General features: G+C 73.7%; 16 protein-coding genes and 2 pseudogenes. 12 read left to right on the top strand and 6 right to left on the bottom strand.

Features of this window, described 5'->3' with window-relative positions; translation table 11 throughout:
• Positions 1 to 412: 412 nt before the first annotated feature.
• Entirely contained in the window at positions 413 to 2,032 is a 1,620-nt protein-coding gene (locus tag ACFVTF_RS25725) for an alpha/beta hydrolase (protein ID WP_363585578.1), read from the bottom strand.
• A 303-nt stretch (positions 2,033 to 2,335) separates the two neighbouring features.
• A pseudogene (locus ACFVTF_RS25720) lies at positions 2,336 to 2,611 on the bottom strand (TetR family transcriptional regulator C-terminal domain-containing protein); the annotation flags it as partial.
• Here ACFVTF_RS25720 and ACFVTF_RS25715 point away from each other — a divergent pair.
• The 9 genes and pseudogenes from ACFVTF_RS25715 to ACFVTF_RS25675 form a co-directional block, all read left to right on the top strand.
• Positions 2,605 to 2,724 (top strand): annotated as a pseudogene (locus ACFVTF_RS25715) (FAD-dependent oxidoreductase); the annotation flags it as partial. The pseudogenes ACFVTF_RS25720 and ACFVTF_RS25715 sit on opposite strands and share 7 nt — an antisense overlap.
• 44 nt (positions 2,725 to 2,768) lie before the next feature.
• Positions 2,769 to 3,290: a MarR family winged helix-turn-helix transcriptional regulator gene (locus ACFVTF_RS25710; protein ID WP_387816833.1), complete on the top strand. Its 522-nt coding sequence runs from the start codon at positions 2,769 to 2,771 to the stop codon at positions 3,288 to 3,290.
• Positions 3,291 to 3,414: 124 nt separating this feature from the next.
• Complete coding sequence (locus ACFVTF_RS25705) at positions 3,415 to 3,897, top strand: hypothetical protein (RefSeq protein ID WP_387816832.1); 483 nt, start codon at positions 3,415 to 3,417, stop codon at positions 3,895 to 3,897.
• The gene (locus ACFVTF_RS25700) at positions 3,894 to 4,760 is read left to right on the top strand and encodes an NmrA family NAD(P)-binding protein (protein WP_387816831.1); all 867 of its coding nucleotides are present in this window, start codon (positions 3,894 to 3,896) and stop codon (positions 4,758 to 4,760) included. The genes ACFVTF_RS25705 and ACFVTF_RS25700 overlap by 4 nt, the downstream gene beginning before the upstream one ends.
• Before the next feature lie 427 nt (positions 4,761 to 5,187).
• Positions 5,188 to 9,129: a Pls/PosA family non-ribosomal peptide synthetase gene (locus ACFVTF_RS25695; RefSeq protein WP_387816830.1), complete on the top strand. Its 3,942-nt coding sequence runs from the start codon at positions 5,188 to 5,190 to the stop codon at positions 9,127 to 9,129.
• Positions 9,126 to 10,490, top strand: coding sequence for a M1 family metallopeptidase (locus tag ACFVTF_RS25690; protein WP_387816829.1), 1,365 nt, complete (start codon positions 9,126 to 9,128; stop codon positions 10,488 to 10,490). The genes ACFVTF_RS25695 and ACFVTF_RS25690 overlap by 4 nt, the downstream gene beginning before the upstream one ends.
• 246 nt (positions 10,491 to 10,736) lie before the next feature.
• Positions 10,737 to 12,116 (top strand): serine hydrolase domain-containing protein, encoded by a 1,380-nt coding sequence (locus tag ACFVTF_RS25685; RefSeq protein WP_387816828.1) that lies wholly within the window; start codon positions 10,737 to 10,739, stop codon positions 12,114 to 12,116.
• A 361-nt stretch (positions 12,117 to 12,477) separates the two neighbouring features.
• Positions 12,478 to 13,326, top strand: a complete 849-nt coding sequence (locus ACFVTF_RS25680) for a GNAT family N-acetyltransferase (protein ID WP_387816827.1) — start codon at positions 12,478 to 12,480, stop codon at positions 13,324 to 13,326.
• Positions 13,323 to 14,135 (top strand): lysophospholipid acyltransferase family protein, encoded by an 813-nt coding sequence (locus ACFVTF_RS25675; protein WP_371515608.1) that lies wholly within the window; start codon positions 13,323 to 13,325, stop codon positions 14,133 to 14,135. The genes ACFVTF_RS25680 and ACFVTF_RS25675 overlap by 4 nt, the downstream gene beginning before the upstream one ends.
• Positions 14,136 to 14,195: 60 nt before the next feature.
• Here ACFVTF_RS25675 and ACFVTF_RS25670 read toward each other — a convergent pair whose 3' ends face one another.
• Positions 14,196 to 15,872, bottom strand: a complete 1,677-nt coding sequence (locus tag ACFVTF_RS25670; RefSeq protein WP_387816826.1) for a DHA2 family efflux MFS transporter permease subunit — start codon at positions 15,870 to 15,872, stop codon at positions 14,196 to 14,198.
• Positions 15,873 to 16,042: 170 nt separating this feature from the next.
• Between ACFVTF_RS25670 and ACFVTF_RS25665 the strand changes: the two genes are divergently transcribed.
• The 3 genes from ACFVTF_RS25665 (at position 16,043) to ACFVTF_RS25655 (ending at position 18,949) form a co-directional block, all read left to right on the top strand.
• Entirely contained in the window at positions 16,043 to 16,720 is a 678-nt protein-coding gene (locus tag ACFVTF_RS25665) for a TetR/AcrR family transcriptional regulator C-terminal domain-containing protein (RefSeq protein ID WP_371515610.1), read from the top strand.
• A 120-nt stretch (positions 16,721 to 16,840) separates the two neighbouring features.
• Complete coding sequence (gene pip, locus ACFVTF_RS25660) at positions 16,841 to 17,794, top strand: prolyl aminopeptidase (protein WP_387816825.1); 954 nt, start codon at positions 16,841 to 16,843, stop codon at positions 17,792 to 17,794.
• A 156-nt stretch (positions 17,795 to 17,950) separates the two neighbouring features.
• Positions 17,951 to 18,949, top strand: coding sequence for a YdcF family protein (locus ACFVTF_RS25655; protein WP_371515611.1), 999 nt, complete (start codon positions 17,951 to 17,953; stop codon positions 18,947 to 18,949).
• A gap of 50 nt (positions 18,950 to 18,999) precedes the next feature.
• Here the strand turns inward: ACFVTF_RS25655 and dctA are convergent, their stop codons facing one another.
• From dctA to ACFVTF_RS25640, 3 genes are all read right to left on the bottom strand, one after another.
• Positions 19,000 to 20,334 carry a C4-dicarboxylate transporter DctA gene (dctA, locus tag ACFVTF_RS25650; RefSeq protein ID WP_387816824.1) on the bottom strand — a complete coding sequence of 445 codons (1,335 nt, stop codon included), beginning with the start codon at positions 20,332 to 20,334 and terminating at the stop codon, positions 19,000 to 19,002.
• 213 nt (positions 20,335 to 20,547) lie between these two features.
• Entirely contained in the window at positions 20,548 to 21,603 is a 1,056-nt protein-coding gene (locus ACFVTF_RS25645) for a tartrate dehydrogenase (RefSeq protein WP_387816823.1), read from the bottom strand.
• Between the two features lie 72 nt (positions 21,604 to 21,675).
• On the bottom strand, positions 21,676 to 22,560 hold the full coding sequence (locus ACFVTF_RS25640; protein WP_387816822.1) for a LysR family transcriptional regulator: 885 nt from the start codon (positions 22,558 to 22,560) through the stop codon (positions 21,676 to 21,678).
• Positions 22,561 to 22,730 lie beyond the last annotated feature (170 nt).

Below are 22,730 nucleotides of genomic sequence, written 5' to 3'. Positions count from 1 at the left end.
TTAACGAACTAGTGTGACAGTACGTCATTTTCGTTGAATCAGCGCAGGTCCCAGGCCGCTGCGGACCCGGCGGCCGATTGTCAGTGGTATCGGCTACGGTCCCCGACATCCGAGAAGAATCCGAGAAAAACTCGTTCCCGAGGAGGGTCGGATGGCGATCCACCGCCGTATTCACGCCGCGTTTCCGGTTCGCGCCGTCAGCCGCGTTCGCACGGCCGTCCGCGTTCGCGCCGTCCTCCGGGGGTTCGGCCGGAAAACGCGGATGTGGTGGCCGGCGCCGCCGACCACCACATCCGTTCACACGTACCTCAGGCCTCCGGGGGCCGCCCGGCCAGTCCTGCCGGGCGGGCCTTGCGGGCCGCGCGGGCCGGCACCGGCCGACCGCTCGGCCCCGTCAGGCCGCTCAGCCCCGTCAGGCCGCCGGGAAAATCGCCGCGTCCGGCTTCAGCAGCTGGCCCGGCTTCGGCGCGGTGCCGTCCACCAGGTAGCGGGTGACCAGCGCGTTCAGCGCCTGGCTGCGGCCGACGGCGCAGTGCTCGATCGAGTCCACGCTGACCAGCACGGCGTTGCCCAGCTGCTGCTGCATCCGCTGGGCGAACTTGTACTGGGTGGCCGGGTCGTAGAGGTTGCCGATCACCATGACGGTGTTCGAGGTCTTCTTGTTCCACGGGCCGCTGAAGCGCTCGGCGTCCCGGGCCGGGGCCGGCCAGCTCGCGCAGGCGGGCGCGTCGAAGGCCTGGTAGCGGCCGAAGGTCGGCGACTCCTTCTCCCAGGCCTTGGCGACGTTCGGGAAGACCCGGTCGTTCGACGGGTACGGCTTGTCCTGGCAGTTGACGCCCATGTAGGAGTCGTCGGCGGTGTACTCGGAGTCGGCCGGGGCCTCGCGCAGCGCCCGCGGGGCGTTCACCGCGAGGATGTTGGCGTCGTCGTCCGAGACGGTCGCCTTCGGCGCCATCAGGGTGTTCGCGGCCGGCTTCTGGACCAGCTGGTACGTCGCCTGCAGCGACTTGGCCAGCGGCGCCAGCTTGGCCTGCGAGTACAGCGCGCTGGCCACCTCGCTGGTGAAGGTGCTCAGCGTCACCTGGGAGCCGTTCGGCAGGGTGACCGGGCTGGTCCGCAGGTGGTCGCGGAGCTGGTCGAACTTGGCCCGGGTGTCGCCCTCGCCGAAGGCGCAGCGCGGGGCGCCGGCGGCCTGGCAGCGCTTCAGGAACTCGTCCAGGGCCAGCTCGAAGCCGCCCGCCCGCTGACGGTCGTACTCCAGGCCGTCGTGCAGGCGCAGGTTCGGGTCGACGTTGCCGTCGACGATGATCGTGCGCACCTTGTTCGGGTACATCCCGGCGTAGGTCGCGCCGATCAGGGTGCCGTAGGAGAACCCGGCGAAGTTGAGCTGGGAGTCGCCGACGGCGCGGCGCATCCGGTCGAGGTCGCGGACCACGTTGATGGTCGACATGTGCTCGATCAGCGGGCCGGCGTTCTTGCTGCACGCGTCGGTGTAGTCCTGGTCCGCGTCCAGCGTCTCGTTGATCTCGGCCTTGGTGACCGGCACGCCGACCATGCGGCCGTTGACCGCGTCGGCGTCCTCCTGGGTCTTGAAGCACTTGAGCGGGTTGCTCCGGGCCACGCCACGGGGGTCGAAGCCGACCAGGTCGAAGCGCGACTGCACCTCGGTACCGAAGCGGGTGGTGGTCGCCCACAGGTAGCCGCTACCACCCGGGCCGCCCGGGTTGAGGAACAGCGAGCCGATCCGCTTGGACGGGTCGCTCGCCCGCCGGCGCATCATGGCGATGCCGATCTTCTCACCCGACGGGTTGTCATAGTCCAGCGGCACCGGGTACACGGCACAGTCGTAGATGCCTGGGTCCGGCTTGCTCGGGTCGGGGTTACACGGGGTCCAGTTGACAGCGGCGACCTTCGCCTCGGCCGCCGCACCCGGCGCCAGGTCTATCGGCGCTGCCGATGCCGCGACAGCACTACCGGTGACGAGGGCGAGGGCGCAGGTGACCGCTCCGGCCAGCGTGGATATACGGGACAAGGAACCTCCTCAGTACTGAAAGGGCGGCCCCAGCCTGTCAGCCTGAGATCTCCATGTGAAGACCTGGAAGCAGCGTAAATGTTTCGATGCCGTCCACTTTGCGACCGGATTATTCTGTGAATGAACCAACTTGACGGTTGATTGACCTGATCGCCCGTCACCACTGAGCCACCATCACGGTCACCGCCGCATCCGGGCCGCCGCAGCACAGCCCTACGGCACGTCGCGCGGCGAGGCCGCCACACCCCGCCGAGAGCGACTTTTCAAACTGCCTTCCGAGTGGAGGGAGTTCGAAGAAACGCCCTACCGTCCGGCCACCCCGCGCAGCGCAGCCGCCACCAGCCCCTGGATCTCGTCCACGCGGACTTCCCCGCCTCCTGCCAGCCGGTCGAAGACCAGTCCGTCGACGCAGGCCAGCAGGGTGGTGGTCCGCCCGTCGGGGTCGGGCACGCCCTGGTCGGCCAGGAACGTGCGGACGGCGGCGCGCGCCGCGTTCTCGCGGGTGACGAGGATCTCCCGAAGTTCGGGGTCGCGCACGCTCTCCACCGCGCAGGCGTACCGCGCAAGCGAGCGCCGCCGGCATCTCACTGGCCGCCAACGGGATGCGCGCGCTCGCCGCCCTCGGAGTCGGCGAGGCGGTCGAAGCGGCGGCGCGGCACCAGTACACCGGCGGCACCCGCACCCCGGAGGGGCCGTCGACTTGACCGGGAAACTGATGAGGCGCCATATTACTTTCATGACGCAACGCCCCGACGCCGGCAGCGGCGCTCCCACCCTCGATCAGGCCCGCCGCCAGATCGCCCGCTACGGCCTCACGGCCGACCCGCAGGCGATCCTGGTCGCGGCCCGGCTGATGGCGGCGGGCGCCCGGATCGGCCAGGCCGGGGAGGTGCACTTCGCCCGGTTCGGGCTCTCCACCGGCCGCTACCGACTGCTGGCCGACCTGGAGGACCACGGCGGCGAGAAGTCGCCCTCCCAGCTCGCGGCCGGCCTCGGCGTCTCGCGGGCGACCGTGACCGGCCTGGTCGACGGCCTGGAGCGGGAGGGCCTGGTGGTCCGCCGCCCGTCCGTCGAGGACGGCCGCGCCAACGTGGTGGTCCTCACCGCACGCGGCGCGCAGCGGCTGCGCGATCTGGCGCCCGAGCACTTCGCCCGGATGCAGGCGCTGGTCGGCGGGCTCTCGGTCGAGGAGCGCGCCACCTTCCTCGACCTCCTGGCCAGGGTGGTCGAGGGCGCCGACGCGCTGACCGCGGACTGACCCGAGCGGGAACGGCGGGCCGCACAAGGCGGCCCGCCGACTTCACGACCCAATAGTTAGGCACCTAAGCACCAATAGTTAGCCACCTAATCACCTCACCCCAGCACCTCCGCAGGAGAAGCCCATGAGCAAGAAAGCATCCGGCGCACCGCCCCCCTTCACCCTGTGGCGGGAGGTCCTCGTCGCCTACGCGATGCCCGCCGTGATGGCGGGCATCGGCGGGGCCGTCACGCACCAGCCACAGCTGATGATCGCCGCGGCCACCACGATCGGCGGCACCTCGGCCGTCGTCGCCACCCTGGTCGGCTCCGTCCTGCGACGCCGGCCCGACCGCTCCCCGGGCGGCCGGGCACCGCGTGCCCTGCTGGCCCCCGCGCTCGGCCTGGCCGCCGCGGCCGTCGCGCTCGCCGTCGGCCTCGCGGCCGCGCACTGGCTGCCGCAGATCCACGGGCTCGCCACCAGCCCCTGGCCCGGCCGCCTTCCGATCGACCTGCCGGTCTCGTCGGCGATCGCGGCCACCGTGATCACCTGGCGCTGGCGCGGCAGCCGCCGGACCCGATCCCCGCAGCACCGACTCTCCACCCGACCGGAAGGACAGACCTCATGATCGTCGTCATGGGCGCCGGAGGCGCCACCGGCGGTGCCACCCTGCGCAGCCTCGCCGCCCTCGGTGCACCGAGCCGTGCACTCAGCCGCGACCCCGCCCGCCTCGCGGCCGGCCTCGACGACCGGACCCTCGCCCTGACCGAGACGCTCCCGGCCGACGCCGCCGACCCGGACTCCCTGCGCGCGGCCTTCCGCGGCGCGCACCAGCTCTTCCTCACCATGGCCAACGGCCCGCACCAGGTCCAGCACGAGCTGGCCGCGATCGACGCGGCGGTCGAGAGCGGCGTGGAGCACATCGTCAAGATCTCCGCACCCGCAGCCGAACCGGACTCCCCCGTGGCCGTCTCGCGCGGACACCACCTGGTCGAGGAGCGCCTGCGCGCGTCCGGCGTCACCGCGACGGTGCTGCGGCCGTACGCGTTCATGCAGAAGCTGCTGCTGCTGGCCCCCGGCATCGCCGCCGCCGGGGTGGTGCACGGCGCCATGGGCCAGGCCCGCTGCAACTACGTCGACGCCCGGGACATCGGCGACGCCGCGGCCGAGGTGCTCACCCGCCCGGAGCTCGCCGGCGGAACGTATCCGCTCACCGGCGGCCGGGCGTACAGCTACCCGGAGCTCACCGGGCTGCTCGGCGAGCTGCTCGGCCGCCCGGTCCGCTACCTCGACCTGCCCCCGGCCGGGCTGCACGCCCACCTGGTCGAGCGGGCCGGGATGCCGCCCTGGCTGGCCTCCCACGTGGTGGAGATCCAGCAGCTCGCGGTGGTCCGCCGGGAGGCGCCCGACGACACCCTCGCCCACCTCACCGGGCGCGCCCCGCGCACCCTGGAGGCGTTCCTCCAGGAGTCCCTGCACCGCTTCCGCTGACCGCTCCGACACCCTTCGGGCGCGACGCGGAGACCGCGCGGACACCACGCGGACACCATGGCGGGCCCGGCGGCCGGGCCGGAAACAGGCCGGGAAGCCGGGCCCGCCACCCGAAAGGAGCAGCATTCGCTGTGGCGTGGATCACGATCGAGAATTCGGCCTGACGATCCGTCAATTCGACTGACATCCAGTCACATGACTGCCACGCCCACCCAGTTGTTGACTGACGCAACGTCAGCTCAGGCCATTTCCGGCCTAGTTGAGCCAGGTGGCGGGCCGTACGGCGCCTCGCACCCGGGGCTACCATCAGTCGGGTTGTCCGCTCCGGCCCCGGAGTGGGGTCACCCGGTCAGGCGAGTGCTCCCACCGCCCCGAAGGGCCGGGCATCAGTCGGAACGGGGCGAGGACGAGGAGCGTACGGGCTGCCATGACAGCTGAACCGAGCACGGAGCAGTCCGCCACACCACCCCGAGCCACGCCTCCCCACGCCACACCGCCGCAGGCCCCACCGCCGCAGGCCCTCTTCCCGGGCCGTCCGGCCGCCGCGCCGCGCACCCTGGTCGACGTCCTGGACGCCACCGTCCGCGCCCACCCCGACGAACCGGCCCTGGACGACGGGCGCACCGTGCTCGGCTACCGCGCCCTGGCCGCCGAGGTCGAGCAGCTGCGCCGCAGGCTGGCCGCCGCCGGGATCGGCCCGGGCGACCGGGTGGGCGTGCGGGTCCCCTCGGGCACCAACGACCTGTACGTCTCGATCCTCGCCGTGCTCGCCGCCGGCGCCGCCTACGTGCCGGTCGACGCCGAGGACCCGGACGAGCGCGCCCAGCTGGTCTTCGGGGAGGCCGGCGTCGCCGCGGTACTCGGCGCCGACCGCGCGCTGACCGTCCGCCGCGAACGCCCGGCGGCCCACCCCGGCGAGACGACCGCGGACCACCGCCCCCGCCCCACGCCGGCCGACGACGCCTGGATCATCTTCACCTCCGGTTCCACCGGCCGCCCCAAGGGCGTGGCCGTCACCCACCGCAACGCCGCCGCCTTCGTCGACGCCGAGGCGGCGCTCTTCCTCCAGGACGAGCCGATCGGCCCCGGCGACCGGGTGATGGCCGGCCTGTCGGTGGCCTTCGACGCCTCCTGCGAGGAGATGTGGCTGGCCTGGCGCCACGGCGCCTGCCTGGTGCCCGTCCCCCGCTCCCAGGTGCGCAGCGGCGCCGACCTCGGCCCCTGGCTGGCGGAGCAGGAGATCACCGTGGTCTCCACCGTCCCGACGCTGGCCGCGCTCTGGCCGGCCGAGGCGCTCAACGAGGTGCGGCTGCTGATCTTCGGCGGCGAGGCCTGCCCGCCGGAGCTGGTGCAGCGGCTGGTCACCGAGGGCCGCGAGGTCTGGAACACCTACGGCCCCACCGAGGCCACCGTGGTCGCCTGCGCCGCGCTGCTGACCGGCGACGGCCCGGTCCGGATCGGCCTGCCGCTGGACGGCTGGGACCTCGCCGTGGTCGACGAGGCCGGCGAGCCGGTCGCGGCCGGCGGCACCGGCCAGCTAGTGATCGGCGGGGTCGGCCTGGCCCGCTACCTCGACCCGGAGAAGGACGCCGAGAAGTACGCACCGCTGGCCTCGCTCGGCTGGGAGCGCGCCTACCGCAGCGGCGACCTGGTCCAGGCCGACCCGGCCGGCCTGCTGTTCCTCGGCCGCACCGACGAGCAGATCAAACTCGGCGGGCGCCGGATCGAACTCGGCGAGGTCGACGCGGCGCTCCAGGCCCTGCCCGCCGTGGCGGGCGCGGCCGCCGCCGTCCGCACCGCACGCGGCGGCAACCAACTGCTGGTCGGCTACCTGGTCGTCCAGGACGGCTTCGACCGCGAGCAGGCCGTCGAGAAGCTGCGCGCCGAGTTGCCGGCCGCCCTGGTGCCGCTGCTCGCGCCGGTCGACACCCTGCCCACCCGCACCTCCGGCAAGGTCGACCGGGCCGCCCTGCCCTGGCCGCTGCCCGAGCTGGAGAACGCCGGGCCGAGCGAGCAGCTGTACGGCACCGAGGCCTGGCTGGCCGAGCAGTGGGCCGAGATCCTCGGTGTGACGGTGAGCGGCCCGCGCGACGACTTCTTCGGCATCGGCGGCGGCAGCCTGGCCGCCGCCCGGCTCACCACGCTGCTGCGCACCCGCTACCCGAACGCCGCCGTGCTGGACGTCTACCAGCACCCGACGCTGCGCAAGCTCGCCCGGCACCTGGAGCGCACCGCCGCCCAGGGCGGCCAGGCCCGCACCATCGCCCTGGTGCCGACCAGGGCCAAGCTGCTCCAGCTGCTCCTGCTGATCCCGCTGTTCACCGTGGTCGGCCTGCGCTGGACGGTCGCCCTGCTGGCGGCCGGCAACCTGCTCTCCCACCTCGGCGACTACCCGTGGGCGCCCACCGCCTCCTGGTGGGCGGTCGGCGCGGGCGCCCTGGCGCTGTACAGCCCGGCGGGCCGGCTGGCGATCGCGGCCGGCGGCGCCCGGCTGCTGCTGCGCGGCCTGCGCCCGGGCAGCCATCCACGCGGCGGCGCCGTCCACCTGCGGCTCTGGACCGCCGAGCGGCTCGCCGAGCTCAGCGGCGCCACCGCACTGTCCGGCGCCTGGCTGGTCCGCTACGCCCGGGCGCTGGGTGCCAAGGTCGGGCCCGAGGTGGACCTGCACTCGCTGCCGCCGGTCACCGGGATGCTGAAGCTGGGCCGGGGCTGCGCCGTCGAGGCCGAGGTGGACCTGTGCGGCTACTGGCTGGACGGCGACCGGCTGGAGGTGGGCCAGGTCAAGGTCGGCTCGGGCGCCGTGGTCGGCACCCGCTCGACCCTGCTGCCCGGCGCCCGGGTCGGCAAGCGCGCCCAGGTGCTGCCCGGCTCCAGCGTCACCGGGCACGTGCCGACCGGCCAGCGCTGGGGCGGCGCGCCCGCCGTCAAGCTGGGCCGCGTCGAGCGGGCGTGGCCCAAGGAGCGCCCGCCGCACCGGGTCTTCTGGGCCGCGCTCTACGGTGCCAGCGGCACGGCGCTCGGCCTGCTCCCGGTGGCGCCCGCGCTGGCCGGGCTCGCGGTCCTCGCCGGTTTCGTCCACCAGGGCGACGACCTCGGCGCGGCGCTCGGCGGCGCGCTGCTCGGCCTGCTGCCCGCCACCCTGGCGTACGGCGCGGTGTACGCGGCGCAGCTAGTGGCCGCCGTCCGGTTGCTGAGCCGCGGTCTGGTCCCCGGGGTGCACCCGCTGCACGGCCGGGTCGGCTGGCAGGCGTGGACCGTCACCCAGCTGATGGACGGGGCCCGGGAGGTGCTGTTCCCGCTGTACGCGGGGCTGGTCACGCCGCTGTGGCTGCGGGCGCTCGGGATGAGAGTCGGCCGGGGCGCGGAGGTGTCCACGGTGCTGGCGCTGCCCAGCCTGACCACCGTCGGCGACGGCGCGTTCCTGGCCGACGACACCCTGATCGCGCCGTACGAGCTGGGCGGCGGCTGGGTGCGGCTCGGCGAGGCGAAGGTCGGCGAGCGGGCGTTCCTCGGGAACTCGGGAATGACCGCGCCGGGCCGGGCGGTGCCCAAGCGGGGCCTGGTGGGCGTGCTGTCGGCGACGCCGGAGAAGGCCAAGAAGGGCGGCTCGTACCTGGGCATGCCGCCGATGCGGCTGCCGCGCGCGGCGGACGAGGCCGACCAGAGCCTGACCTACGAGCCGCCGGCCCGGCTGCTCTGGGCGCGCGGACTGGTCGAGCTGGCCCGGCTGCTGCCGGTGCTCGCCTCGGGGGCGCTCGGCGTGCTGACCGTCGCGGTGCTGTCCCGGCTGGCCGTCTCCTGGTCGGCGGGCGCGGCCGCGCTGCTCTCGGGCCTGGTGCTGCTGGGCGCCGGCGCGGTGGCCTGCGTGGTCGCGGTGGCGGCGAAGTGGCTGCTGGTCGGCCGGTTCCGGGTGGTGGAGCACCCGTTGTGGAGCAGCTTCGTGTGGCGCAACGAGCTCGCGGACACCTTCGTCGAGGTGCTGGCGGTGCCGTGGCTGGTCGGCGCGGTGCCGGGCACGCCGGTGCTGAACCTCTGGCTGCGGGCGCTCGGCGCGCGGGTCGGCCGCGGCGTCTGGTGCGAGAGCTACTGGCTGCCGGAGGCGGACCTGGTCACCCTCGGGGACGGCGTGACCGTCAACCGGGGCTGTGTGGTGCAGACGCACCTCTTCCACGACCGGATCATGCGGATGGATACTGTGGTCCTCCGCGAGGGCGCCACCCTGGGCCCGGGCGGCATCGTGCTGCCCGGCAGCACGGTGGGCGCGCGCAGCACGCTGGGCCCGGCCTCGCTGGTGATGCGCGCCGAGTCCGTCCCCGCCGACACGCGGTGGCTGGGCAACCCCATCGAGGCGTGGCAGCCCACGTCATGACCACCCGTCCCGGCCCGCAGGAAGTGCCCGCCCCCGTGAAGCCCAAGCACGTCCCGGCGGCCGCCGGCGCCCCCGACCCGTACTTCCCGGCCAGCGGCGACCACCGCTACCGGGTCCACCGCTACGAGCTCGTGCTGGACTACCGGCCCGGGCCGAACCGGCTGGCGGCCTCGGCCCGGCTGAGCGCCGTGGCGGACGCGGCGCTGGCCGAGTTCGCGCTGGACCTGGCCGAGTTCCGGATCGGGCGGGTGCTGGTCGACGGCAAGGCCGCCCGCTACACCCACCGCGCCGGCAAGCTGCGGATCCGCCCGGCCAGGGCGCTGGCGGCGGGGGCGGCGTTCACCGTCGAGGTGCACTACACCGGCAACCCCCGCCCGGTGCGCAGCCCGTGGGGCGGGCTGGGCTGGGAGGAGCTGACCGACGGTTCGCTGGTCGCCAGCCAGCCGATCGGCGCGCCGTCCTGGTTCCCGTGCAACGACCGGCCCGCCGACAAGGCGACGTACCAGATCGCGGTCACCACGCCGTCCCCGTTCACCGTGCTGGCGAGCGGCCGGCTGCTGACCCGCACCACCCGGGCCTCCAGCACCACCTGGGTGTACGAGCAGAGCGCGCCGACCTCGCCGTACCTGGTGACGGTGTCGATCGGCCACTACCGGCCGGTCCCGCTGGCGGCCCGCCCGGCCGTGCCGCAGACCGGCTACGTCCCGGAGCGGCTGGTCCCCGCGTTCACCCGGGACTTCGGGCGGCAGCCGGAGATGATGACGTACTTCGGCGAGGTGTTCGGGCCGTACCCGTTCGGCGAGTACGCGGTGGTCGTCGCGGACGAGGAACTGGACGTCCCCGTGGAGGCGCAGGGCGTCGCCACCTTCGGGACGAACCACCTCGGCGGCGGCTGGCAGCGCGAGCGGCTGATCGCCCACGAGCTGGCGCACCAGTGGTTCGGCAACAGCGTGACGATCGCCGACTGGCGGCACATCTGGCTGAACGAGGGCTTCGCCAAGTACGCAGAGTGGCTGTGGTCCGAGCACGCCGGCGGCCCGGCCGCGGCCACCCACGCCGCCGCGGCGCACGGCCTGCTGGCCGGGCTCCCGCAGGACCTCCGGCTCGCCGACCCGGGCCGCAGGCTGATGTTCGACGACCGGCTGTACCAGCGCGGCGGCCTCGCCGTGCACGCGCTGCGGCGGGCGCTGGGCGAGGACGCCTTCTTCGCGATGCTGCGGGACTGGACGAGCGTCCACCGGCACGGCGTCGTCGGCACCGCCGACCTGCTCGCGCACGCCTCCCGGTACACGACCGCCCCGCTGGCGCCGGTCTTCGAGGCCTGGCTGCAGCGGCCCGAACTCCCGCCGCTGCCGGACTGACCGGCCCGACGGCGACAGCGCGGGGCGTTCACTGGACGCTCGCGGGGCGATCGCGGGGACGACAGCGCGGGGCGTTTGCGGAGATAACGGGTGGATCCTTCGGGGCGGCCTGGCTAGGTTGGGTGCGTCTGTCGCCCGTCCGTGCCGGCCGGCGGCCCCCGCCGGCGGTCTCGCCGGCGGGCCTCGCGGCAGACCACGCCGACGGGCCTCCCCCGCCGGACCGCGCCGAAGGATTCAGAGGATCAGATGACCGATCAGTCCGACGAACTGCTGCCGACCACCCGCCGCGCCCTGCTGCACCGGGTCGCCGTCGCCCAGGCCGAAGGGCGCACGCCCTCCCTGGCCGCCGGCGTGGTCCGGGACGGCCGGCTGGTCTGGAGCGGCGCCCGCAGCATGATCGACGGACACGCGCCGACCCCCGACGTCCAGTACCGGATCGGCTCGCTCACCAAGACCTTCGTCGCCGTGCTCGTGCTGCGGCTGCGCGACGAGGGCCTGCTCGACCTCGCCGACCCGCTCGCCCGCCACCTGCCCGGCACCCCGGCCGACGGCGCGACCGTCGCGCAACTGCTCGCCCACACCGCCGGGCTCGCCGCCGAGACGCCCGGGCCCTGGTGGGAGCGGACCGACGGCTCCCTGCGCCCCGGACTGGACGACCTGCTGGAGCCCGACGCCGCGATCAAGCACCCGGCCGGACGCCTCCACCACTACTCCAACCCCGGCTACGCGCTGCTCGGCGCACTGGTCGAGCGGCTGCGCGGCGAGCCCTGGGGCGAGGTGCTGCGGCGCGAGGTGCTGGCGCCGCTCGGCATGGACCGCACCACCCTGCTGCCCGAGCACCCGCACGCCGGGGGCTTCGCCGTCCACCCGTGGGCCGACGTCATGCTGCCGGAGCCGCTCACCGACACCGGGCTGATGGGCCCGGCCGGCCAACTCTGGTCCACCGTCGCCGACCTGGCCCGCTGGGCGGCCTTCCTCGCCGCCGGGGACGACAAGGTGCTGGCCGCCGACTCGCTCGCCGAGATGCGCCGGCCCGCCACCGGCCCCGACGACACGACCTGGACCTCCGGATACGGCCTCGGCCTGCAACTGCGCCGCCACCAGGGCCGGGTGCTGTACGGCCACACCGGCTCGATGCCCGGCTTCACCGCCGCACTGTGGGTCAGCGACGAGGACGGCCTGGCCGCGATCGCCCTGTCCAACGCCACCACCGGCGCCGGCACCACCCTGGTGGCCACCCAGTTGATCACGCTGACCGCCGAGCACGAGCCCCGGCTGCCCGAGCCCTGGCGCCCGCTGCCCGAGGTCGACGAGGAGCTGCTGGCCCTCACCGGCCCCTGGTACTGGGGCACTTCGGCGCAGGCCCTGCGGCTGCGGGCCGACCGCGGCCTCGAACTGACCTCGCTCGTCGGCGGAGCCCGCAGCTCCCGCTTCCGCGCCGAGCCGGACGGCACCTGGACGGGGCTGGACAACTACTACGCGGGCGAGACCCTGCGGGTGGTCCGGACCGCCGACGGCACCGTCAGCCACCTGGACCTCGGCTCCTTCGTCCTCACCCGCGAACCCTACGGCCCCGCGCCCGTCATCCCGGGCGACGTCGACCCGCAGGGCTGGCAGGCCTTCTAGGGCGTGTCCGGACCCCGCCGGGGGCGCGCCCTGGCGGAGCACGCCGGTCGCACGCAACATCGCACCCGTCCACGGTAGTTCCGGGGGAATCCCGGGGAACGGTGGCAGGCCCGGGCGCACCGGCGCCCGGGCTGTCCACCCCCGGCGGGCGAGCGCCCGGTGCCCGGCAGATGACCGGGAGGCGACGGGTGGTCCCATTCAGCAGTTGCACATCTGCGCTCCGCCGCACCGCAACATGGATGCCAACCGGCTCGGAGAGATATACGGGGACCGGTTCGCGTGCAGGCCCAACGCCTGCGGGCCGGGCCGGTGCCCTGGCGATCCAGGGCGCCGCCGATCGTGCTGCCCTGGAGGGTCCGCCATGACCACCGTCCCCACGTACGCTCCGACCGCAGTAGCCCCCACCCACGACGCCCCCGCCGTCCCCGCCCCCCGCCGGACCCAGGCCCCGGCCCCGGCCCCGGCCGCCTACACCGTCTCCCTCGCCCGCGACGCCGACGACGTGCGCGCCGCCCAGCGGCTGCGCCACCAGGTCTTCGCCGCCGAGCTCGGCGCCGTCCTGCACAGCCCGGTCGCCGGCCTGGACGTCGACCCCTTCGACGAGTACTGCGACCACCTCCTGGTCCGCGAGGGCGAGCACGGCGCCGTCGTCGGCACCTACCGGCTGCTGCGCCCCGAGGCCGCCCGGCGGGCCGGACGGCTCTACTCCGACGGCGAGTTCGAGCTCTCCGCCCTGGCCCCGGTCCGCCCGGGCCTGGTCGAACTCGGCCGCTCCTGCATCCACCCCGACCACCGGGGCAACGGCGCCGTCATCAACCTGATGTGGGGCGGCATCGCCCGGTACCTCGCCGACACCGGCAACACCTGGGTCGGCGGCTGCTGCTCGATCCCCCTGGACGACGGCGGCGCCACCGCGGCCCGGGTCTGGGACACCGTCAGCGCCAAGTACCTGGCGCCCGAGCAGTACCGGGTCACCCCGCGCCGCCGCTGGGACGCCACCGGCGTGCCGCGCGCCGAGCGCGGCGCGCTGCCCGCCCTGCTCCGCGGCTACCTGCGGCTCGGCGCCTGGGTCTGCGGCGAGCCCGCGTACGACCCGGACTTCGACTGCGTCGACCTGTACGTGCTGCTGTCGCTGGAGCGCACCGACCCGCGCTACCTGCGGCACTTCCTGTCCGGACTGCCCGCCCGGCCGCTCGGCGCCTCGTCATGAGCGTCTGGCTGCCGACGGCCCCCTGCCGGCCCGAGACCTGCCTGGCCGACCCGGCGCCCGCCGTCTCGCACCCCCGGCGGGCGCTGCGGCTGGCGGCCTGCCTGGCGGCGGTGCTGACGGGCGTGCTGCTCAGCCTGCCCCTGCGCCTCCTCCCGTACGGGACCCGGGAGCGGCTGATCCGGCTCTGGGCGCGCGTCCTGCTGCGCGCCCTCGGGGTCACCGTTCACCTCGGGACGCCGGGCGGCGCGCTCGGCGGCGGGACGCTCGTGGTGGCCAACCACGTGTCCTGGCTGGACATACCGCTGATCGCGGCGGGCCGCCCGGGCCGCTCACTGGCCAAGACCGAGGTCCGCCGGTGGCCGGTGCTCGGGCCGCTGATCGCCTGGGGCGGCACCGTGTTCCTGGACCGCGACCGGCTGCGCGCGCTGCCCGGCACCGTGGCGGCGGTGGCCGAGGTGCTGCGCGCCGGCCGGCCGGTGATCGTCTTCCCGGAGGGGTCCACCTGGTGCGGGCGGGAGAGCGGCCGCTTCCGGCCCGCGCTGTTCCAGGCGGCGGTGGAGGCGGGCGCCTTCGTCCAGCCGGTGACGATCCGCTACCGGCTGGCGGACGGACGGCCGACCAGCGTGCCCGCCTTCGTCGGCGACGACGGACTGCTCACCTCGCTCGCCCGGGTGGTCGCGGTGCGCGGGCTGGTCGCCGACGTGACGTTCCTGCCGCCGATTCCGCCGCCCGCGCCGCAGGCCACCCGGGCGGGGGCGCGCCGGGAGCTGGCCCGCACGGCGCAGGCGGCGGTCGAGGGCATCCGCTGACGCGGCGTCGGGTGGCGTCGGCAGGCGGACCGGTCGGACCGATCAGGTCGGCCGGACCGGTCAGGTCCGTCGGACCGTCCGGGCCTCGGCCAGCGGCTCCGGGCCGGGGTCCGGGTCGAGGACGGGGCCAGGGCCGGAGTCCGGTCCGAGGTCGGAGTCCGGGCCGGGGCCGGGGCCGGGGTCCGACGCGGAGTCGGGGGCCGATTCCGGGAGGCCGGTGCCGCCCTGGGCGAGCGGGCGGGCCCGGCCCAGCAGGACGGCGACCAGGACGGCGGTGACGGCGAGCGCGGCCGCACCGCAGCGCGCCGCCAGGTGGAGGCCCTCGATGAAGGCCCCGTCCACCACGTCCCGGACCGGGCCGGGCAGCGCGGCGGCCGCGCCGCCACCGCCGTGCCCCGCCCCGGCAGGCGCGTCCGCGATCGAGCCGACGGCGTCCGGCGGCACACCGAGCCGGTGCAGGGCGGCGGTCAGGCTGCCGGTCATCCGGTTGGTCAGCACGGCGCCGAGCACCGCGATCCCGAGGACGCCGCCCAGCTCGCGCAGGGTGTTGATGCTCGCCGAGGCCATCCCGGTCTGCGCCGGGGAGACCCGCTGGAGCACCGCGATCGACACCGGGGTGAAGGTCATCCCCATCCCGAGGCCCATCGCGAACAGGGTCCACAGGTACTCGACGTAGTGGGCGTGCCCGCCGTAGAGGGACAGCCCGCCGAGGCCCGCCGCGCACAGTGCGAGACCGAGCACCAACGGCAGCCGGGGCCCGTACCGCGAGGTCAGCCGGCCGGAGAGCGGCGCGGCGACGACGATCATCGCGGTCATCGGCAGCCCGGCGTAGCCGGCGTCGGACGGGGACCAGCCGAGCGGGCCCTGCATCAGCAGCGGCAGGAAGAAGAGCGCGCCGAAGATCCCGAAGCTGACCATGAAGCCGCTGAGCAGCGCGCCGCCGAGGACGCCGTCGCGGAACAGCCGCAGCTCCAGCATCGGTTCGGCGAGCCGCAGTTCGAGCACCAGGAAGGCGGCCAGCAGCACGAGCGCCGCGGCGCCGCAGAGGAGCACCCGGGTGTCCGTCCAGCCACGGGTCGGCCCCTCGATCAGCGCGTAGACCAGCAGGCCGAGGCCCGCGGCGGAGAGGACGAGGCCGCCGAGGTCGATCCGCCGGGCGCGCGGGGGGATGTCCGGGAGCACCCGGGCGGCGAGCACCAGTCCGGCCATGCCGATCGGCACGTTGATCCAGAACACGCTGGCCCACCCGAGGTGCTCGACCATCGGCCCGCCGACCACCGGACCGATCGACAGACCCAGCGCGGAGACCCCGGACCAGAGGCCGATCGCCTTGGCGCGCTCGCGCTCGTCGGTGAAGACGTGGCGCAGCAGGGCGAGACTGCCCGGGGTGAGCAGCGCGGCCCCGACGCCTTGCAGCATCCGGGCGCCGACCAGCAGGCCGATCGTTCCGGCGAGCGCGGCGAGCGCGGAACCGACCGTGAACAGCGCGAGGCCGAGCCGGAACATCCGGGTGCGGCCGTACCGGTCGCCGAGCGCGCCGCCGGTCAGCACGAACCCGGCGTAGACGAGGCTGTAGCCCTCTGCGACCCATTGCAGGCCGCTGATCCCGGCGTCCAGGTCCTGGCCGATGCGGGGCAGGGCGTTGTTGACGATGACGTTGTCCAGCATGGACATGAACATGGTGACGCAGAGCGTCAGTAGCGCGAGCCGTTTGCGCCGGGTGCTCGACTCCTGCATGGGAACCCTCCCGATTCCTGGCCCCTAACGGCGTTAGGGAATGGTGCGGCACGCACAGAGTGCCCCTAACGGTGTTAGATTGCAAGCGGGATCTCGCGAAGGGCACTGGCCACGGACAGTCGCCACGGGACTCGCGACCGGATGAGACCGCTGGAGGCGACCGCACAGCCATGCCGGAGAACGACGACAAGACACCGCCGCTGACCAGGGACGCGCTGACCCAGGCCGCACTGCGGGTACTGGAACGGGACGGCCTCGACGGGCTGTCGATGCGCAAGGTCGCCGCCGAGGTCGGCGTCAAGGCGGCCTCGCTGTACTGGCACGTCCGCAACAAGCAGGAACTGCTCGACCTGCTCACCGACGCGGTGATGGCCTCGGCCGAACCCCCGCCGCGCGAGGGCGGGTGGCGCGAGCAGTTCCACGCCTACTGCTGGCGCTACCGCCGACTGCTGCTCGACAAGCGCGACGCCGCCAAGGTCGTCTCGGGCCGCCTCTCCCCCGGTCCCCACCTGCTCGGCCTGATGGAGGACCAGCTCGACCGGCTCCGCGCGGCCGGCTTCTCCGACGCCGACGCCGCCATGGCCACCTACCTGCTGGGCGCCTTCGTCCAGGGGTTCGTCCTCCAGGAACAGTCCCCGATCTCGGCCGCCGAAGTCCTCGGCACCAGCCGCCGGGACATCGCCGACGCCACCGGCGACCGCTTCCGCGCCCTGCCCGTCGACACCTTCCCCAACCTCGTCGCCCTGGCCGACGACCTCACCGAACCCGACATGGACACCCGCTTCGAGTTCTGCGTGCAACGCGTCCTCGACGGGCTCGCGACCCTGCTGCCCGCCGAGCAGCGCTGACCCCACCACGGCGGGCCCGGCCGGCCGCTCCCCTGCCCCGGGCCCGCCGAAAATCCGCGGCCCGGCCTGCCCGCGCCCGCTAGGGTCTGTCCGGCCGCACGTCCACGGAGGAGTTCCGCGATGCCCGAACTGCACCCCCACCACGAGCCCTACGCACAAGGCCTGCTGGACGTCGGAGACGGTCAGCGGATGCACTGGAACGCGTCCGGCAACCCGGCGGGCAAACCCGCCGCGATCGTGCACGGCGGGCCCGGCTCCGGCCACCGGCCGGGCACCCGGCGGTACTTCGACCCCGAGCGGTACCACGTGGTCCAGTTCGACCAGCGCGGCTGCGGACAGAGCCTGCCGCACGCCGCCGACCCGACGACCGGGCTGGAGCACAACACCACCGAGCGGCTGATCGCGGACATGGAGCGGCTGCGCGAACACCTCGGCATCGAGAAGTGGCTGCTGTACGGCGGCTCCTGGGGCTCGACGCTGATCCTCGCCTATGCCCAGGCCCACCCCGAGCGGGTCTCCGAGATCGTGCTCTGCGGCGTCACCACGACCCGCCCCGAGGAGACCGACTGGCTCTACCGGGGCGTCGCCCGCTTCCTGCCCGGCCCGTGGGAGGAGTTCCGGAACTTCCTGCCGGCCGCCGACCGCGACGGCGACCTGGTGGCCGCCTACAGCCGGCTGCTCAACAGCCAGGACGAGACCGTCCGGCGGGCCGCCGCGAACGCCTGGGCCACCTGGGAGGACGCCGTCATCGCGCACGAGGCGCTGGGCAAGCCGAACGCCTACAGCGACCGCCCCACCGACGCGCTGATGGCGTTCACCCGGATCACCGCGCACTACTTCGCGCACCACGCGTTCCTGGCCGACGGCCAACTGCTGCGCGACGCCGGGCGGCTGGCCGGCATCCCGGGCGAGCTGATCCACGGCCGACTGGACCTCGGCTCGCCGCTGGACACCGCGTGGCGGCTGGTCCAGGCATGGCCGGAGGCCCAACTGACCGTCATCGACGAGTCCGGGCACACCGGGAGTCCGGCGATGACGGCGGCGGTCCTCGCCGCGATCGAGCGGTTCGCCTGACCGGTCCGCCCGGCCGGTCCGCTCGTCCAGCCCGCCCGGCCGGTTCGTCCGGCCGGTTCGTCCGGCCGGTTCGTCCACGGGCGGACGGTTCGAGCGGACGACCGGTTCGCGCGGACAGCCGGTTCGCGCGAACGGCCTCCGCCTACGATACGAAGCATGATCGCCTATGTCCCAGCAGCCCTGTTCTTCCTGTTGTTCGGAATCGGGGTACTACGCGACCGCCGCCAGTTCAGCAATGCCGTCCTGCTCGGCATCGCCGTCTCCCTGCTCGCCCTCGCCCTGCTCACCGAGCTGCGCAAGGCGCCCACGCTGGTGATGGAACTGGCGGCGGTGGCGATCATCCTGCTGCCCGCCCTCGGCACGGCGGCCCTGGTCTGGTTCCTGATCGCCAACGGCCTGACCATGATCCGCAAGGAGGGCAGACGGCCCGCCAACCTGCTGTCCCTCCTCGCCGGGCTGGGCATCCTCGCCGTCATCGCGCTGCTGCTCGCCGCTCTGGCCACCCGCTCACCCCGGCTGGGCGTCCTGGCCGGCACCGCCGTCCTGGTGGTCGGCTACATCTCCTTCCTGTTCGTCTGCTTCGTCGGCTACGCGTTCCTCTACGGCCGCCACCGGCCGCGCCGGAACGTGGACTTCGTGGTCGTCCTCGGCTCCGGCCTGATCGGCGGCGAGCGCGTCCCGCCGCTGCTGGCCAGCCGGCTCGACCGGGGCCGGGAGGTGTACGACAAGCAGGCCGCGCGCGGCAACCCGCCGGTGCTGATCACCTCCGGCGGCCAGGGCCCGGACGAGAAGCTGCCGGAGTCCCACGCGATGGCCGACTACCTGACCGGGCGCGGCTTCCCGGCCGAACACATCGAGCGCGAGGACCGCTCCCGCACCACCGAGGAGAACCTGCTCTTCAGCAAGGCCATCATGGAGCAGGCCAAGCCCGACTACCGCTGTGTCGTGGTCACCAACAACTTCCACGCCTTCCGGGCGGCGCTCACCGCCCGGAAGACCGGCGTCAACGGGCAGGTGTTCGGCTCGCCGACCGCCGCGTACTACTGGCCGAGCGCGACGATCCGCGAGTTCGCCGCCGTCTTCCTCTCCCACAAGCTGGTCAACTTCGGGATCTGCGGCCTCCTCGCGCTCTGCGGGCTGCTCGCGGCCCTCTGACCAACGGCATCCCCCCGACCCCCCGGCCGACAGGACCCCGGTGCCGCTCACTACCGGCCCGGGGCCTCCACCGGTTCGGGCACCCCGCTGCGGAGGACCCTGTCGACGCGTGCGACGTCGAGGGCACGCTCCCAGCGGGCGACGACGAGGGTGGCGACGCCGTTGCCGGCGAGGTTGGTCAACGCGCGGCACTCCGACATGAACTTGTCGATCCCGAAGATCAGCATGACGCCGGCCGCAGGTACCGTGCCGACCGTGGAGAGGGTGGCGGCCAGGGCGATGAACCCTGCGCCGGTGACTCCTCCGGATCCCTTGGAGGTGAGGATCATGACGGCGAGGAGGCCGAGTTGCCGGGTGAGGGTGAGCTCGGTGTCGGTCGCCTGCGCGATGTACAGGGTGGCCAGGGAGAGGTAGATGGAGCTGCCGTCGAGGTTGAAGGAGTAGCCCGTCGGTACGGTCAGGCCGACGATGTCGCGGCGTACACCCAGCCCTTCGAGCTTGGCCATCAACCGGGGCAGCGCGCTCTCGGAGGAGGAGGTGCCCAGGACGATCAGGAATTCCTCGCGCAGGTAGTGCAGCAACCGAAACACGTTGACCTTGAGCAGGGCCAGCACGCCGCCGAGGACGACGACGACGAAGAAGAGCGAGGTGCCGTAGAAGAGTCCGATGAGCCGCCCCAGGCCCGTGAGGGTGGAGATGCCGTACTTGCCGACGGTGAAGGCCATCGCACCGAAGGCGCCGACGGGTGCGGCCAGCATGATGTAGCGGAGGACCTTGAACACGACCGCACTGAGCCGGTTGACGCCTTCGACGATCGGCGCCCCAACGGCTCCCACGGATTTGAGGGCGACACCGAAGAGCACCGCGAAGAAGATGACCTGAAGGATGTTGCCGTCGGCGAAGGCCCCCACGACGCTGGACGGCACGAGGCCGGTGAGGAAGTCCCACCAGCTCTGGTGCGCGCCGTCCTTGACGTACCGGGCGGCGTCCCCCGAGAGGTGCAGGTCGCCGGGGTGGACGTGCACTCCGCCGCCGGGCTGGAACAGGTTGACGGCAACGAGTCCGACGGCGAGGGCGACCAGGGTTCCGACCTGGAAGTAGACGAGGGACTTGAGGCCGACCCTGCCGACACGGCGCAGGCTGTCCACGCCTCCGATGCCGGCCACGATCGTCAGGAAGACGATCGGGGTGATGAGCATCTTGACGGCCGACACGAAGGTGGTGCCGACCGGCTCCAGGGCGATGCCGGTACGCGGCCAGAGCCAACCCGTCAGGACACCGCAGCCGATGGCCGTCAGCACCCAGAAGTACAGCTGCCTGTACCACGGTTCGGACACCGGGGCGCCGGAGGAAGCGATGCTGCCGGGAGGCGCGGTTGCTGTCATGGCGTTTCTCCTCGTCGAGGAACCTGGATGCAGCCGGAGGCGGGAGTGACCTTCCGAGCGCGGAAGCCGGTGACAGCGCGCGGCTCGGCGGCGAGCGACCGGGGACGGCCCTACGACCGGGGTGGAACCGGCGCCCCACTGCGGGCAGGCCGGAGCGGCGTCGTCAGCCCGCCGCCCCCGCCCGGCCCGAAACCCCGGCCGGGGGTGTGCCGGTCAGAGCAGTTCGAGGAGTTTCTCCGTGAACTCGGTGGTCGTGGCGCTGCCGCCCAGGTCCGGGGTGCGCTCGTCGGTCGTGGCGAAGACCGCGGCGATGGCGTCGGTGACGTCCCGGGCCGCCTCGGGATGGCCGAGGTGGTCGAGCATCATGGCCGCCGACCAGATCGAGCCGACGGGGTTGGCGACGTTCCGACCGGCGATGTCGGGAGCGGAGCCGTGGACCGGCTCGAACATGGAGGGGAAGTCCCGCTCGAGGTTGAGGTTGGCGGCCGGTGCGATGCCGATGGAGCCCGCCACCGCTGCGGCCAGGTCGCTGAGGATGTCACCGAACAGGTTGGAGGCGACCACCACGTCGAAGCGGGCCGGTGCGAGGACCAACTTGGCGGCCAGCGCGTCGATGTGCTCCTGGTCCCAGGCGACCTCGGGGTGGGCGGCGCCGCGCTCGGCGACCAGCTCGTCCCAGAAGGGCAGGGTGTGCACGATGCCGTTGGACTTGGTGGCCGAAGTGAGCCTGCCGCCGCGCCGAGCAGCCAGCCCGAAGGCGTAGTCGAGGACGCGGGTCACCCCTGCGCGGGTGAACACCGCCTCCTGAACGGCCATCTCCTCGGGGAACCCCCGGTTCAGCCGACCGCCGATCTCGCTGTACTCGCCCTCCACGTTCTCGCGCACGACGACGAGCTCCACCTCGCCCGCCACCGCGCCGCGCATCGGGCTCTCGACGCCCTCGAACACCCGGACCGGCCGCAGGTTGACGTACTGCCGGAAGCCGCGCCGGATCGGGATCAGCAGCCCCCACAGCGAGACGTGATCCGGCACACCGGGGTGGCCGACCGCACCGAGCAGGATCGCGTCCTTGTCGCGGAGCTGGTCGAGGCCGTCCACCGGCATCATCGCGCCCTCACGGACGTAGCGCTCGCAGGACCAGTCGTACGAGGTGTAGGAGAAGCCGATGCCGTGGCGGGCACCGACCGCCTCCAGGACCTGCCGGGCGGAGGGCAGGACCTCGGCCCCGATTCCGTCCCCGGGAATCAGGGCGATGTGGTGATGAGTCATGTGCCGATTGCAGCAATCGAGCCACCGCACCGTCCAAGACGCTCTGTCGATCTGCCTGATAAGGCCTCCTTATCAGTGCTTGACGGCATCGAGCGCGCAGGACACGAAGGCGCGCGCGGCCGGGGACTGTTCGGCGCGCCGACCGACGAGCACGATCCGCAAGGTCGTCCTCGGCTCGATGTCCAGGACCAATGCGCCCGCCTGTTCGGCCGCGGTGCGCCAGGACTCGGTGACCACCGCGAGCCCGACCCCCGCGAGCACGAGAGGGAGGATCGCCACCCGGTGCTCGGTCTCCGCCGCGATGGCGAACCCGATGCCCCGTTCGCGCAGGCCGTCGACGTACGCGCGCATCCCCGTGCCCCGCTGCCCGACGATCAACCGCTGCCCGGCCAGTTCCTCACACTGGACGGACGTACCCTCGCGGAACGGTCCACCCGGAGGGGTGACCAGGACGAAGCGCTGTTCCCCGACGTCATGGGAGACCACCTCCTTGTCGCTGAGCGGCCCTTCCGTGGCGAGCAGCCCCAACTCGGCGGCTCCGGTGCGCACCATGTCGATGACGTCGCGCGAGGTGAAGGCGGCCCGGATGTTCGCCGACACCCCGGGGTACCGGCGGCTGAACGCCCGGATCATCGTCGTCAACGGCTCGATCGCCTGGGACGGCATCGCCGCGATGTCCAGTCGCCCGTCCCGCAACTCGTGCACGGCCAGCACGCTGGCGCGGGCCAGCTCCAGACTGCGTACGGCGACCCTGGCCGGCTCGATCAGCGCCGTCCCCGCCTCGGTGAGCACCGCCCGGCGGCCGATCCGGTGGAACAGGCTCCCGCCCACGTCCCGTTCCAACGCCTGCACGGCCTGCGACAGCGCGGGCTGCGAGAGGTAGAGGGCTGCGGCGGCCCGGTTGAAACCCCCGTGGTCCACGATCGCGAGGAAGTATTCCAGCTGCCGGATGTCCATGCCCCATCCTCCCCTCACGGCGTGGTGGCACCTCGGGAGCACGCGCGAAGCGGCCGCCCACCCGCCCGGGCCCGCTGAACAGCAGCCGCCCCCGGGCCCTGGCCGCCGTGGCGACCGGGGCCCGGCCGCACCTTCAGCCGAACCTCAGCCCAGGCCTCAGCTCAGGCCTG

The organism is Kitasatospora sp. NPDC057940, from assembly GCF_042887425.1.
In the GTDB taxonomy this organism is placed as follows: domain Bacteria; phylum Actinomycetota; class Actinomycetes; order Streptomycetales; family Streptomycetaceae; genus Kitasatospora.
This window is presented reverse-complemented; position numbering and strand designations above follow the sequence as displayed.

Bases quoted from the DNA above. Each gene is read 5' to 3' on its own strand.
- ACFVTF_RS25710 (WP_387816833.1), top strand. From the start codon at position 2,769: ATGACGCAACGCCCCGACGCCGGCAGCGGCGCTCCCACCCTCGATCAG.
- ACFVTF_RS25705 (WP_387816832.1), top strand. From the start codon at position 3,415: ATGAGCAAGAAAGCATCCGGCGCACCGCCCCCCTTCACCCTGTGGCGG.
- ACFVTF_RS25700 (WP_387816831.1), top strand. From the start codon at position 3,894: ATGATCGTCGTCATGGGCGCCGGAGGCGCCACCGGCGGTGCCACCCTG.
- ACFVTF_RS25695 (WP_387816830.1), top strand. From the start codon at position 5,188: ATGACAGCTGAACCGAGCACGGAGCAGTCCGCCACACCACCCCGAGCC.
- ACFVTF_RS25690 (WP_387816829.1), top strand. From the start codon at position 9,126: ATGACCACCCGTCCCGGCCCGCAGGAAGTGCCCGCCCCCGTGAAGCCC.
- ACFVTF_RS25685 (WP_387816828.1), top strand. From the start codon at position 10,737: ATGACCGATCAGTCCGACGAACTGCTGCCGACCACCCGCCGCGCCCTG.
- ACFVTF_RS25680 (WP_387816827.1), top strand. From the start codon at position 12,478: ATGACCACCGTCCCCACGTACGCTCCGACCGCAGTAGCCCCCACCCAC.
- ACFVTF_RS25675 (WP_371515608.1), top strand. From the start codon at position 13,323: ATGAGCGTCTGGCTGCCGACGGCCCCCTGCCGGCCCGAGACCTGCCTG.
- ACFVTF_RS25670 (WP_387816826.1), bottom strand. From the start codon at position 15,872: ATGCAGGAGTCGAGCACCCGGCGCAAACGGCTCGCGCTACTGACGCTC.
- ACFVTF_RS25665 (WP_371515610.1), top strand. From the start codon at position 16,043: ATGCCGGAGAACGACGACAAGACACCGCCGCTGACCAGGGACGCGCTG.
- pip (WP_387816825.1), top strand. From the start codon at position 16,841: ATGCCCGAACTGCACCCCCACCACGAGCCCTACGCACAAGGCCTGCTG.
- ACFVTF_RS25655 (WP_371515611.1), top strand. From the start codon at position 17,951: ATGATCGCCTATGTCCCAGCAGCCCTGTTCTTCCTGTTGTTCGGAATC.
- dctA (WP_387816824.1), bottom strand. From the start codon at position 20,334: ATGACAGCAACCGCGCCTCCCGGCAGCATCGCTTCCTCCGGCGCCCCG.
- ACFVTF_RS25645 (WP_387816823.1), bottom strand. From the start codon at position 21,603: ATGACTCATCACCACATCGCCCTGATTCCCGGGGACGGAATCGGGGCC.
- ACFVTF_RS25640 (WP_387816822.1), bottom strand. From the start codon at position 22,560: ATGGACATCCGGCAGCTGGAATACTTCCTCGCGATCGTGGACCACGGG.